A 12629-nucleotide genomic window follows, 5' to 3' on the forward strand; every position below is an offset into this window, starting at 1 on the left:
AAGTACGGTAGGGCTAAATGAAGCGACAATCCAGAAATATATCAGAGAACAAGAGAAGTCAGATTTACTCTCAGACAAATTGAGTAGTAAAGAGTACGCAGACCCCTTCAAGGGGTAGGCCAAAGTAGCAAAGACACTTAGCTTGAACGAAGAGAAAGCAGCGTCATTTAGGCGCAGTCGGTAACAAGCCCTTATAGGGCAAGAGCAAACCACCCGCTATGCGGGTGGTTATGATTTTCTATGATCAACTAAAGAAGTTAATCAGTGCAGCACACAAAACGGCGGCAATAGCAGCCTGCGGGGAATGGCTTGCCGCGGAGCCAATTTCAGCGCCATGTGTTGCTGCGGAAATCAATGAGTCCAGCATGGTGTTCCTCCCGAATCAGCGACACGATCATACTGCTGACTCGAGGCAAGTAAAGGACAAATTAGTGACAATTTCGTGCGCCAGATTGTATTTTTTATCATCAACTTATTTGTTAACAATTGAGCAATAAAAAAACAATCTTGCTACTCCATTCCCAACTCTTTTAATTTACGCGTCAGGGTATTTCTGCCCCATCCCAGCAACCTTGCCGCTTCCTGTTTGTGTCCCTGCGTGTGTCGCAAGGCCGTGGTAAGCAGCGTTCTTTCCATTTCCGGTTGCGCTTCCGCCAGCAGGTTTTGATGACCGGAACGCAGCGCGCGATCGGCCCATTGTGCCAACAGTGTGGCCCAACTGTCCGGCAGAATATGCACGGTGGAATCGGGGGCTGTGGTCTCGAACAGTTCTGGCGGCAGATCCTGAATCAGCACTTCCTGACCCGCGGCCATCACCGTTAACCAGCGGCAGGTATTTTCCAGTTGGCGCACGTTGCCGGGCCACGGTAAACGGGTGAGCGCCGTTTCCGCTTCGGGATGCAGATTCTTCGGTTCGACGCCCAGTTCTTTGGCCGTAGCCTGCAAGAAATAACGCGCCAGACGGGGGATATCTTCCCGACGCTCACGCAGCGGCGGCAGATGAACGCGGATCACATTCAGGCGGTGGAACAGGTCATCACGGAATTTGCCTTCCTGCACGCGCTGCTCAAGGTTTTGGTGCGTTGCCGCAATAATGCGAACATCCACTTTCACCGCCGCATAGCCACCAACGCGATAAAACTGTCCGTCTGCCAATACGCGCAGCAGGCGTGTTTGTACATCTAGCGGCATATCGCCGATTTCATCCAGAAACAGCGTACCGCCATCAGCCTGCTCAAAGCGACCCTGACGAATCTGGTTCGCACCGGTAAACGCGCCTTTTTCATGGCCGAACAGTTCCGATTCGATCAGATCTTTGGGGATCGCGGCCATATTCAGGGCGATAAAAGGAGCTTTGGTTCTTGGACTGTGACGATGCAGAGCATGTGCCACCAGCTCTTTACCCGTTCCCGATTCGCCGTTAATCAGCACGCTGATCGACGAACGAGACAGGCGACCGATGATGCGGAAGACATCCTGCATCGCGGGTGCCTCACCGATAATGTCCGTAGTCGGGCCATTAATCGGTTGGTTACGTACCGGCTGCTGCTGTTCCAGATAATGGCTAATCGCGCGCTCAACCAACGCAACGGCCTCATCAATATCGAACGGTTTCGGCAAATAGTCGAATGCACCCTGTTGATAAGCACTGACGGCGGCATCCAGATCGGAATGGGCCGTCATAATGATGACCGGGAGCATCGGGTGGCGCTGCTTGATTTGCTGTAACAGCGCTAATCCATCCATCCCTGGCATGCGGATGTCGGACAGCAGAACATCAGGCGTTTGTGTTGCTAACGCATGCAGGACCTGATTGCCGTTCTCAAACGTTGCGCAGGTTAAACCCGCACCAGCAAGCGCGCGCTCAAGCACCCAACGGATGGAGCTATCGTCATCGACAATCCAGACTATCCCTCGTTGCATTGTGAACCTCACTGGCGAATGGGCAGGTAAACCGAAAATTCGGTGTGTCCTGGCCAACTGTTAAATTCAATTTTACCGGAGTGCTGGTCGATCAAACTGCGGGCGATGGAAAGCCCCAAACCGGTTCCCCCTTCGCGCCCGCTCACCATCGGGTAAAACAGGGTGTCCTGTAGTTGCGCTGGTACGCCGGGGCCATCATCTTCCACGTCAATCCGTGCGGCAAGGCGGTAGCGCACGCCGTGTAATGTGAGCTGAAAAGCCGTGCGGGTACGTATCGTAATCGTTCCGCCTTCTTCGCCCAGCGCTTGTAGCGCGTTACGGGTGATGTTCAGCAGTACCTGTTCAATCTGGTCGGGGTCGTGCGTCAGTTCTGGCAGGCTGGGATCATAATCTTTCACCAGCGTCACGTTGTCCGGCTTTTCTAATGAGACGAGCTGACAAACACGTTCGGCAACCTGATGGATGCTTTGCGTAACGTGCAGGCCGGGTTGCTGTGGCCCAAGCAGGCGATCGACCAGATTGCGCAGGCGATCCGCCTGTTCAATGATGACCTTGGTGTATTCCGTCAACGCCGGGTCGGGCAGTGCCTTGGCAAGCAATTGCGCCGCACCGCGTAATCCGCCAAGCGGATTTTTTATCTCATGTGCCAGGCCCCGCACTAAATCACGGGCGGCCTGCTGTTGTGCATGTTGAAGCTGTTCCTGACTGAGACGGCGCTGGTTATCCATCGGCGCCATTTCCAGTAGGATGAAATCGTGTTGTACCCGCTGCGCGGTGAGCGACATGATGTGCGCTTTGCCATCCACAACGATAGTCACTTCGTTATCCGTAAAACCTTGCCCTGAATCCAGACTTTCACGCAGTAAATCAATATTCAGAGAAAAGTATCCCAACAAATCGGGCAGCGGCGTGCCGGATAATTTACGCGAGCTTTGTGCCAGTAATTGCTGTGCTGCCGGGTTGGAATAGTGAATCGCCAGATCGTTATCCAGCAATAAAATACTGTTTATCAGGGAATTGAGGATCTGCCCAGCATCGGGCAGCGTGCCTGTTGCCATAATGCAGACTCCCGCACCATTTGTGGCGCATTGTAGTGTGAATGATGGATGTTACGTCGCAACGGCCAATGCCGATGGTGAAAAAAGCCCATCCGAAGATGGGCTGAAGCGTTTCCACGGCAACAAGAACAAACTTCTTAGTATTCTCTTGTTTATCAGTCATGGTCGGGTATCAGCACACCCAACCACGCCGAAGTAGATATTAAACGCTGTAGTACAGTTCGAACTCAACTGGGTGCGGCGTCATGCGAACGCGGTCAATCTCAGATTTACGCAGTTCGATATACGCTTCGATAGCGTCGTCGGTGAACACGCCACCACGGGTCAGGAACTCGCGGTCTTCGTTCAGTGCAGCCAGCGCTTCGTCCAGAGAACCTGCAACTTTTGGAATCTCTGCTTCTTCTTCTGGAGGCAGATCGTACAGGTTTTTGTCCATCGCATCGCCAGGGTGGATTTTGTTGATGATGCCATCAAGGCCAGCCATCAGCAATGCAGCGAAGCACAGGTACGGGTTAGCGGCTGGATCCGGGAAGCGCGCTTCGATACGACGTGCTTTCGGGCTAGCAACCACTGGGATACGGATTGAAGCGGAACGGTTACGGGCAGAGTAAGCCAGCATAACAGGGGCTTCGTAGCCAGGGACCAGACGCTTGTAGGAGTTGGTGGTTGGGTTCGCCAGGGCGTTGATCGCTTTGGCGTGCTTGATAACGCCGCCGATGTAGAACAGTGCGGTTTCGGACAGGCCGCCGTATTTGTCGCCAGCGAACAGGTTAGTGCCGTCTTTAGACAGAGACATGTGGCAGTGCATACCAGAACCGTTATCACCGAACATTGGTTTAGGCATGAAGGTCGCGGTTTTGCCGTAAGCATGGGCAACGTTATGCACGACATATTTGTAGATCTGAATTTCGTCAGCTTTTTTGGTCATGGTGTTGAAGCGGGTAGCCACTTCGTTTTGACCCGCAGTTGCGACTTCATGGTGGTGGGCTTCAACAACCAGACCCATTTGCTCCATGGTCAGACACATAGCAGAACGAATGTCCTGTGATGAGTCGACAGGTGGAACCGGGAAGTAACCGCCTTTCAGACCTGGACGGTGGCCTTTGTTACCGCCTTCGTATTCTTTGCTGGAGTTCCAGTAAGCTTCGATATCGTCGATAGCAACGTGGGAACCGGATGTGCTGCTGCCGAAACGGATGTCATCAAACAGGAAGAACTCTGGCTCAGGCCCGAACAGTACGGTATCGGCAATGCCGGAAGAACGCAGGAAATCTTCCGCACGTTTCGCGATTGAACGCGGGTCACGATCGTAGCCCTGCATGGTGCCTGGCTCAAGAATGTCACAACGAATGATCAGTGTGGAATCTTCAAAGAATGGATCGATCATCGCCGTGCTGGCATCGGGCATCAGAACCATGTCTGACTCGTTGATGCCTTTCCAGCCGCCAATCGAGGAACCATCAAACATTTTACCTTCTTCGAAGAAGTCGGCATTGACTTGATGAGCCGGAATGGTGACGTGCTGTTCTTTACCTTTAGTATCCGTGAAGCGCAAATCAACAAACTTCACTTCGTGCTCATTCAGCATCGTCAAAACATGTTCTGCGGACATACCTGGTTCTCCCAATTGGTCATTTATCGTCGTGGAACGAATATCGTTGTGGATTGATGTTGTTGCCGTGAGTAGACTAAAGCTAAAAGTGTGCCAACTTTTTAAATGCGTGCAATGTGTTGCCCCTTGGGGCTTTCTCACGGAAACCCACTGCACCATTATAGTCTAAAGCACCAAATTGGTGCTCCATATGTGAATTATTGCACTTATTTAGTGCATTTGTGTTCGCTTGTAGCGCTTTTGCACCGTGAAAGGGATCACAAAGCAGGCAGCTCTGGGTTGTTTATCATAGATGCTTGTGATCTTGTTTAGTCCCTCGATTAATACGTGTACAATAGCGCGCTATTTCTAAATGCCTGAGGCAAAGCTGTGATCGAAAATTTGCGTAACATCGCCATTATTGCGCACGTTGACCATGGGAAAACCACCCTGGTTGACAAGCTGTTGCAACAATCCGGAACGTTCGGTGAACGTGTCGAAGCAACCGAGCGTGTAATGGACTCCAACGATTTGGAGAAAGAGCGTGGAATTACTATCCTCGCAAAAAATACCGCCATTAATTGGAAAGACTACCGCATTAACATCGTAGATACCCCGGGACACGCCGATTTCGGCGGCGAGGTTGAGCGTGTAATGTCGATGGTTGACTCGGTACTGCTGGTTGTTGATGCGATGGATGGCCCGATGCCGCAAACGCGTTTCGTGACCAAAAAAGCGTTTGCCAACGGTCTGAAACCTATTGTGGTTATCAACAAAGTTGACCGTCCTGGCGCGCGTCCTGACTGGGTTGTCGATCAGGTGTTCGACCTGTTCGTGAACCTCGATGCGACTGACGAGCAACTGGATTTCCCGATCATTTATGCTTCTGCGCTGAATGGTATCGCGGGTCTTGACCATACCGACATGGCGGAAGATATGACTCCGCTGTATCAGGCGATTGTCGATCACGTATCTCCACCTCAGGTTGAGATGGATGCGCCGTTCCAGATGCAAATCTCGCAACTGGACTACAACAACTATGTTGGTGTTATCGGTATCGGCCGTATCAAACGCGGTAAAGTGAAGCCTAACCAACAAGTGACTATTGTTGATAGCGAAGGCAAAACCCGTAACGGTAAAGTCGGTAAAGTCCTGACTCACCTGGGTCTGGAGCGTATCGACGCGGCTGAAGCAGAAGCGGGCGATATCATCGCGATTACCGGTCTGGGCGAGCTGAACATTTCCGACACCATCTGCGACCCGCAGAATGTCGAAGCGCTGCCAGCACTGAGCGTCGATGAACCGACCGTTACCATGTTCTTCAACGTCAATACTTCACCATTCTGCGGTAAAGAAGGTAAGTATGTGACCTCGCGCCAGATTCTGGAGCGTCTGAACAAAGAGCTGGTACACAACGTTGCTCTGCGCGTTGACGAAACCGAAGACGCGGATGCGTTCCGTGTTTCCGGCCGCGGTGAATTGCACCTGTCTGTTCTGATTGAAAACATGCGTCGTGAAGGCTTTGAACTGGCCGTATCACGTCCGAAGGTTATCAACCGCGTTATCGACGGCCGTAACCAAGAGCCGTTTGAAAACGTGACGCTGGACATCGAAGAACAGCACCAAGGTTCAGTCATGCAAGCCATGGGTGAGCGTAAAGGTGATGTGAAAGACATGATCCCAGATGGCAAGGGTCGTATCCGTCTGGATTACCTGATCCCAGCTCGCGGCTTGATCGGTTTCCGTACCGAATTCATGACCATGACGTCAGGTACGGGTCTGCTGTACTCCACGTTCAGCCACTATGATGACGTGCGTCCAGGTGAAATCGGTCAGCGTCAGAACGGCGTACTGATCTCTAACGGTCAGGGTAAAGCCGTCGCGTTCGCGCTGTTCAGCCTGCAAGATCGCGGTAAGCTGTTCCTCGGACACGGTGCAGAAGTGTATGAAGGCCAGATCATCGGTATTCACTCACGTTCTAACGATCTGACAGTAAACTGCCTGACCGGTAAGAAACTGACCAACATGCGTGCATCAGGTACGGATGAAGCGACCACACTGGTTCCTGCGATCAAAATGTCTCTGGAACAAGCGCTGGAGTTCATTGATGATGATGAACTGGTTGAAGTTACGCCGCAGTCGATTCGTATTCGTAAGCGTCACCTGACCGAAAACGATCGTAAACGCGCCAGTCGCGGCAGCAAAGACGTCTAATTTCAGACTAATTTGTATTGTCACAGGGTACCTTCGGGTGCCCTGAATTTTATGCGCTTTCTTCCACTTTAACCTTTCCTTATATTTCCTCCCTGTTCAGTTCCGCCATTTCCCGCTACAGTGAAAATCCTACGATCGCGCCAGGAAGGGGACTGCCATGCTATATATCTTTGATTTGGGTAATGTCGTCATTGATATTGATTTCAAAAGAGTATTGGGCGTCTGGAGTAATCTGAGCAGCGCGCCGCTCGCGACGTTGCAAGAGCGTTTTGTCATGGGTGAGACGTTTGAACAGCATGAGCGGGGTGAGATCAGCGATGAGGCATTCGCTACCAGACTGTGTCAGGAAATGGGCATTGCCCTGAGTTTCGAACAATTTACCGCCGGCTGGCAGGCTATTTTCGTCGCGCTACGTCCAGAGGTTATCGACATTATGCAGCGCCTGCGTCAGGAAGGGCACCGGGTGGTGATTCTGTCGAATACCAATCGTCTCCATTGTTCACACTGGCCAGCGTTGTTCCCCGAAGTGGGAGCCACGGCAGACAGGATCTACCTGTCGCAAGATATTGGCTTGCGTAAGCCGGAATTGGCGATTTACCACTATGTTCTGGCGCAGGAAGGGGTGACGCCAGCGCAAGCCGTGTTTTTTGACGATAATGCCGCGAATGTTGATGCGGCACAGAGTTTGGGTATTCACAGCATTCTGGTGACCGATCGTCAGGTGGTGCCGAGTTTTTTCGCTATGCAGGTGACGACAGCTCAAGCATGATTGATATCGTAGGGGCACACGGCCCTATTGGGAATGATGACATCAGGAGTAGTTGGGTTTTATGATTGCGCTAATTCAGCGAGTATCCAGCGCCAGCGTGGCGGTAGAAGGCAATGTCGTTGGGGAAATCGATAAGGGTTTGCTGATCTTGCTGGGTGTTGAGCAGGGTGATGATGAACAAAAGGCCACACGGCTCTGTGAGCGCGTATTGGGCTACCGTATATTCGGTGACGATGACGGGAAAATGAACCTCAATGTTCGCCAGGCTGGCGGTAATGTGCTGGTGGTGTCGCAGTTTACGCTGGTGGCCGATACACAGCGTGGCATGCGGCCTGGCTTTTCTCGCGGTGCGCATCCCTCAGAGGCGGATCGCCTTTATCAGTATTTTGTCGGACAGTGCCGTGAGCAAGGCGTTCACACGGAAACGGGGCAGTTTGCGGCGGATATGAAAGTGGCATTGGTGAATGATGGCCCGGTGACGTTTTGGCTACAGACATAAGCACCATTATCGTCCCGTACATAGGTTTGTCTGTGGTCTGATCTTATGAGCAATGCAATGCGTCATTTCGGTATAGAGGAAGGGTTATGTATCATCTGAGAGTACCTGAAAGCGCGGAAGAACTGGATGCGTACTATCAATTTCGCTGGGAAATGCTGCGTAAACCGTTACACCAGCCGTTAGGCTCCGAGCGGGATGCCTACGATGCGTTGGCGCATCACCAAACCGTGGTGGATGAACAAGGGAGACTGGTTGCGATTGGACGTCTTTCTATCAATGCAGATAATGAGGCAGCCATCCGTTTTTTAGCGGTTCATCCCGATGTGCGGGGGAAAGGATTAGGGACGTTACTTGCGATTACTCTGGAATCCGTAGCGCGTCAGGAGGGTGTTAAGCGTGTCGTCTGTAGCGCTCGTGAAGACGCGATGGACTTTTTCTCCAAGCTGGGCTTTGTTAATCAGGGGGAGATCACGGCACCACAAACGACGCCTGTGCGGCACTTCCTGATGATCAAACCGGTGGCGACGCTGGATGATATTCTGCACCGCCCCGACTGGTGCGGGCAGTTGCAGCAAGCCTGGTACGATCACATCCCTCTGAGTGAAAAGATGGGGGTGCGGATAAGCCAGTACACCGGGAAACAATTTATCACCACCATGCCTGAAACGGGCAATCAGAACCCGCACCATACGCTTTTTGCCGGCAGCATGTTTTCCCTCGCTACGCTCACTGGCTGGGGATTAATCTGGCTGCTGCTGCGGGAACGGCACCTTGGGGGAACGATCATTCTGGCGGATGCGCACATTCGTTACAGTATGCCAGTAAGTGGCCGACCGAGCGCGATTGCCGATTTAGGGTCGCTGAGTGGCGATCTGGATCGTCTCGCGCGTGGACGTAAGGCGCGCGTGCAGTTAAACGTTGAACTGTTTGGTGATGATCATAAAGGGGCGTTATTTGAAGGGGTGTATATCGTGCTGCCAGCTCAGCCGGATGCGCCGCTGGAAAAGGGCGGATCTGAAGTGGATTAACCCACTGGTATCTATTATGGCGCGTTTTCCATCAGTGCTTCACTTTTCGCATTAGCCAGCAGTACCTCGCAACTATCGTACCCTATGACAATAGCCCCCGTGATTCTCACGGGGGCTATCAGGCTGTGTTTCAACACTGCTGTTTCAATACGCGATGAGATGCGGGTATGTTGAAAACCAGCGTTTTGGTTATCCGCGTTTTAAACCCCCCGCGTTTTAAATACCCGCTTAACTATCCGATCGCTACGGCGTTTCTGTCACGGTTCCCTGATGCATCTGCTGTCTGATTGGGTGGTCGTTGCTATCCACACCTTGCAGCGTCCCGCTTAGCGTCGGTTTTAGCGGTGTATCGGCGGCAAGTCGTCCATTCAACTGCAATTGCAGATTGGTGTTACCCGTTGGAGCGGTTGCGGGTTCCGGCCATCCCCAGCGTGTCAGAACATCCAGCGGCACGGCTCGCCCTGTCAGCGACAGGGAGAAAGGACGTGCCGGTTGCTGATTGATGGTCGCCTTGGCATCCAGCATGCCATTTTGCGTAAACGCGCTGAGTTCGTTAATGGTTATCTGGTTATCGTCGGCTACCAGTGCCATTGAAGGACGGCGCACATCGACTTTATTGAACGTCGCATCGCTGGCATTCAGATTCAACGAGCCTGCCCACATTCCCCATTGGTGGTTACGTGCCAGCAGCAAATCGCTGCCGTAGCCATCCAGCGCGGTTAGCTGGAAGGGGAAATCCGGGTTGATATCGATCAGCAGGTTGCGATTCGCCGTGAATTTTCGCACATTCACTTCTGCCAGCCAGGAAGGCAGCGTCGCTTGCCAGCGTTGGCGCCAGTCGCCGGGAAGCGTGTATTCCATTCCAGCGACAACAAATTCATTCAGTTGTAAACGCCGATTGCTACGCTGCCAACTGCCGTTGGTTCGCAGTAAACCGCCTTCCCAGCGCGTGGAGAATTGTTTGATATTCACGCCAGCCGGTGACAAATCCAGATTCACGATAGGGTCGATAAGGTGCATGTTGCCATTCACAATGTCAGTCGCATTGAATGACAGCGCTCCCCCTTCGCTCTGCCAGTCATTCTGTTTAAACGTGACATTTTGCAGCGCAACATCCAGATCGATAAATGCCCACCCCGGCCCTTCGATACGGGCATCAATCAGATCAAAGCGGTTAACGGTAACAGAAGGCAGTGCTGTGACAGGCTGCCAGAAGGCTTCCGGCGTTCTCTGCGTTTGCAAACGAACATTGCTGAGCCGCAAGTTCCCGATCTGCCAACTGCCGTCTTCTACACGGCTGGCGTTACCCGTTAACTGCCCCTGAGCAACATCGGCACCGAAATTACTCAGAATCAGTTGGTTATGGTTAATTTCGCCCTGCACCAAGACCTGGCTGGCGGGAATATCGTTAAGTTCGAGCGAACGGGCGCTGAGCTGGAACTGCCCCTGTTTGCCCAACATATAGCCCGCTTCGGGCTGCCACGGCGTGATACCACCGTTAATCTGTTGACCATTCAGGCGCCAATCGCCATCTTTCGCCTGCAACGCCATTGTACGTAATTGCAGTACATCGGCTTCGATAGGAAGTGTGGTTGCCTGCGAGGAAAGATTCAGCGTTCCGCCTTCTAATTCCAGGCTGGCGAAATGGCGCGGTTCGGTAATTTGACGCACGCTAAACCCTGCGGAAACCTGCTTTGCAGCGAGAGTTGGCGGTTGGTTTTTCTGGCCGAAACTGACGTCGGTGAATTGGAGATGATCGGCTGTTGACCAGTCGTGATGGATCTTGCCCAGTGACAACTGGTAGTCGGTGTTCTGGTTTACCCACTGACTGACCCAGCCAGCCGCCCAACGGGTTTGCAGTAATACGTATACGACCACTAGCGCTAAAAATGCCAGCAGCAGTAGGGTCAGCAATAATTTCCCGATAAATTTCATCGTGTCAGTCCATGCCAATCGTCAGGGAGAACTGTTTTTATGCCGTAATTTCCCTGAAGGCTCAATAGGTAATGCTGTTACAGACAGTAAAAAGCGAGCGGTGTTGCATCACCACTCGCTTTTACATGAACTGAACAGAAATTATTGCGGGCTGGCGCTATTTTTCTTCGTGTGGGAAGACCAGATTCAGTACGATCGCCGTAATCCCGCCAGCGGCAATACCGGAAGACAGCAATGTTTTAATCCAATCCGGCGCAAATTGCAGAATCAACGGCTGCTGTGATACGCCAAGGCCGACAGCCAGCGACAGCGCAATAATCATGATAGCGCGACGATTCAGTGGTTCACGGGACACAATGCGCACACCGGAGGCCGCAATCGTACCAAACATCACGATAGTCGCGCCGCCCAGCACCGGCTCTGGAATATGCTGCACAAACCCGCTGACGGCAGGGAACAGCCCCAGTGCGATCAGCATCAGCGACACCACGAAGCCCACATAGCGGCTGGCCACCCCGGTAAGCTGGATGACGCCGTTATTCTGGCCGAAGCAAGAGTTAGGGAAGGTGTTGAACACGGCAGAAAGGCAAGAATTCAGGCCGTTAGCCAGCACGCCACCTTTTAGGCGTTTCATGTACAGCGGGCCTTTGACTGGCTGCTCGGACACGTCTGAGGTGGCTGTGATGTCACCAATGGTTTCTAGCGATGTCACCATGAAGACCAGCATCAGCGGGATCAGCAGATTCCAGTCAAAGCCTAAACCGTAATGCAGCGGTGTAGGCACCATGATGACCGTATCGTGTTGCGACGCGGTATTTTCCGGCAGCATTCCCATCAGCCAGGCTCCCAGATAACCCACCGCCATGGCAATCACCAGCGAGGCGACACGCAGATAGGGGTTACGCTGGCGGTTCAGCAGGATGATAACCAGCAATACCACACCCGCCAGCAGTAAGTTCTTGGGCGCACCGAAGGTGTTATTCCCCATCGCGGCATAACCGCCGCCGATGGAGGTCAGGCCGACCTGAATCAGCGACAGACCAATGATCATCACCACAATGCCAGAAACCAGGGGAGTAATAATGCGGCGAGTTAAATGCAGGAAGCGTGAAAGAATGATCTCAGTAAAGGACGCGACCATCAGCGTACCAAACAGCGCCGCCATCATCGTGGGAACATCCGCACCGCCGTTCTTCAGCGCTAATCCGCCCATAATCAGCGGCGTCACGAAGTTAAAGCTGGTGCCCTGAATGGACAGCAGACCGGAACCGACAGGGCCCCAGGTTTTAATTTGCAGAAGAGAGGCCAGACCGGAAGCGAAAAGCGACATGCTGATGATGCGCTGTGTATCCTGAGCCGGTAAGCCGAGTGCCTGACAGATCAGCAGCGCGGGAGTAATGACCGCAACAAACATGGCAAGCAGGTGCTGGCTGGCGGCGAATAGCGTTTGCGGTAGAGGCGGCCTGTCTTCAAGGCGATAGATCAGTTCACTGCGTTGAGTGGCAGCAGCGTCTGTTTGAGACGTTTCCGTGGTGGTAGTCATGATATAAGTTGGCGTTCCTGAAACGACAAAGAGCGCATTTTAATGATCTCTTTGTTGAAAGCAAACGTT

At 52.7% G+C, this 12629-nt stretch carries 10 protein-coding genes and 1 pseudogene; 5 read left to right on the forward strand and 6 right to left on the reverse strand.

All coding sequences use genetic code 11. The annotated features are described in order from the left end of the window. Positions 1-118: pseudogene (locus OI69_RS10385) on the forward strand (IS200/IS605 family transposase); the annotation flags it as partial. Positions 119-244: 126 nt separating this feature from the next. On the opposite strand, the gene OI69_RS19840 reads toward OI69_RS10385, so the two are convergent. The 4 genes from OI69_RS19840 to glnA form a co-directional block, all read right to left on the reverse strand. Then, positions 245-367 carry a YshB family small membrane protein gene (locus OI69_RS19840; RefSeq protein WP_010298130.1) on the reverse strand — a complete coding sequence of 41 codons (123 nt, stop codon included), beginning with the start codon at positions 365-367 and terminating at the stop codon, positions 245-247. A gap of 143 nt (positions 368-510) precedes the next feature. Next, positions 511-1923: a nitrogen regulation protein NR(I) gene (glnG, locus tag OI69_RS10390; protein WP_039349760.1), complete on the reverse strand. Its 1413-nt coding sequence runs from the start codon at positions 1921-1923 to the stop codon at positions 511-513. An 8-nt stretch (positions 1924-1931) separates the two neighbouring features. Next, positions 1932-2981 (reverse strand): nitrogen regulation protein NR(II), encoded by a 1050-nt coding sequence (gene glnL, locus OI69_RS10395; RefSeq protein WP_039349764.1) that lies wholly within the window; start codon positions 2979-2981, stop codon positions 1932-1934. Between the two features lie 202 nt (positions 2982-3183). Next, positions 3184-4593: a glutamate--ammonia ligase gene (glnA, locus tag OI69_RS10400; RefSeq protein ID WP_039349767.1), complete on the reverse strand. Its 1410-nt coding sequence runs from the start codon at positions 4591-4593 to the stop codon at positions 3184-3186. Positions 4594-4962: 369 nt separating this feature from the next. Here glnA and typA point away from each other — a divergent pair, with 369 nt between their 5' ends. From typA to fabY, 4 genes are all read left to right on the forward strand, one after another. Next, a complete protein-coding gene (gene typA, locus OI69_RS10405; protein ID WP_039349771.1) occupies positions 4963-6786 on the forward strand; it encodes a ribosome-dependent GTPase TypA in 1824 nt (607 codons plus the stop codon). Between the two features lie 157 nt (positions 6787-6943). Next, complete coding sequence (yihX, locus tag OI69_RS10410; protein ID WP_039349774.1) at positions 6944-7555, forward strand: glucose-1-phosphatase; 612 nt, start codon at positions 6944-6946, stop codon at positions 7553-7555. A gap of 61 nt (positions 7556-7616) precedes the next feature. After that, positions 7617-8054, forward strand: coding sequence for a D-aminoacyl-tRNA deacylase (dtd, locus tag OI69_RS10415; RefSeq protein WP_039349776.1), 438 nt, complete (start codon positions 7617-7619; stop codon positions 8052-8054). A gap of 86 nt (positions 8055-8140) precedes the next feature. Then, positions 8141-9082: a fatty acid biosynthesis protein FabY gene (gene fabY / locus OI69_RS10420; protein ID WP_039349778.1), complete on the forward strand. Its 942-nt coding sequence runs from the start codon at positions 8141-8143 to the stop codon at positions 9080-9082. A gap of 243 nt (positions 9083-9325) precedes the next feature. On the opposite strand, the gene OI69_RS10425 is transcribed toward fabY, so the two are convergent. Together OI69_RS10425 and OI69_RS10430 are read right to left on the reverse strand one after the other, a co-directional pair. Then, positions 9326-11017, reverse strand: a complete 1692-nt coding sequence (locus OI69_RS10425; RefSeq protein WP_039349780.1) for an AsmA family protein — start codon at positions 11015-11017, stop codon at positions 9326-9328. Positions 11018-11174: 157 nt separating this feature from the next. Continuing rightward, complete coding sequence (locus OI69_RS10430) at positions 11175-12560, reverse strand: nucleobase:cation symporter-2 family protein (protein WP_039349782.1); 1386 nt, start codon at positions 12558-12560, stop codon at positions 11175-11177. Positions 12561-12629: the final 69 nt, after the last annotated feature.

The organism is Pectobacterium fontis (genome assembly GCF_000803215.1).
Taxonomy (GTDB): domain Bacteria; phylum Pseudomonadota; class Gammaproteobacteria; order Enterobacterales; family Enterobacteriaceae; genus Pectobacterium; species Pectobacterium fontis.

Coding starts and splice junctions, on each gene's coding strand:
- fabY (WP_039349778.1), top strand. CDS start 8,141: ATGTATCATCTGAGAGTACCTGAAAGCGCGGAAGAACTGGATGCGTAC.
- dtd (WP_039349776.1), top strand. CDS start 7,617: ATGATTGCGCTAATTCAGCGAGTATCCAGCGCCAGCGTGGCGGTAGAA.
- OI69_RS19840 (WP_010298130.1), bottom strand. CDS start 367: ATGCTGGACTCATTGATTTCCGCAGCAACACATGGCGCTGAAATTGGC.
- glnG (WP_039349760.1), bottom strand. CDS start 1,923: ATGCAACGAGGGATAGTCTGGATTGTCGATGACGATAGCTCCATCCGT.
- glnL (WP_039349764.1), bottom strand. CDS start 2,981: ATGGCAACAGGCACGCTGCCCGATGCTGGGCAGATCCTCAATTCCCTG.
- glnA (WP_039349767.1), bottom strand. CDS start 4,593: ATGTCCGCAGAACATGTTTTGACGATGCTGAATGAGCACGAAGTGAAG.
- yihX (WP_039349774.1), top strand. CDS start 6,944: ATGCTATATATCTTTGATTTGGGTAATGTCGTCATTGATATTGATTTC.
- OI69_RS10425 (WP_039349780.1), bottom strand. CDS start 11,017: ATGAAATTTATCGGGAAATTATTGCTGACCCTACTGCTGCTGGCATTT.
- OI69_RS10430 (WP_039349782.1), bottom strand. CDS start 12,560: ATGACTACCACCACGGAAACGTCTCAAACAGACGCTGCTGCCACTCAA.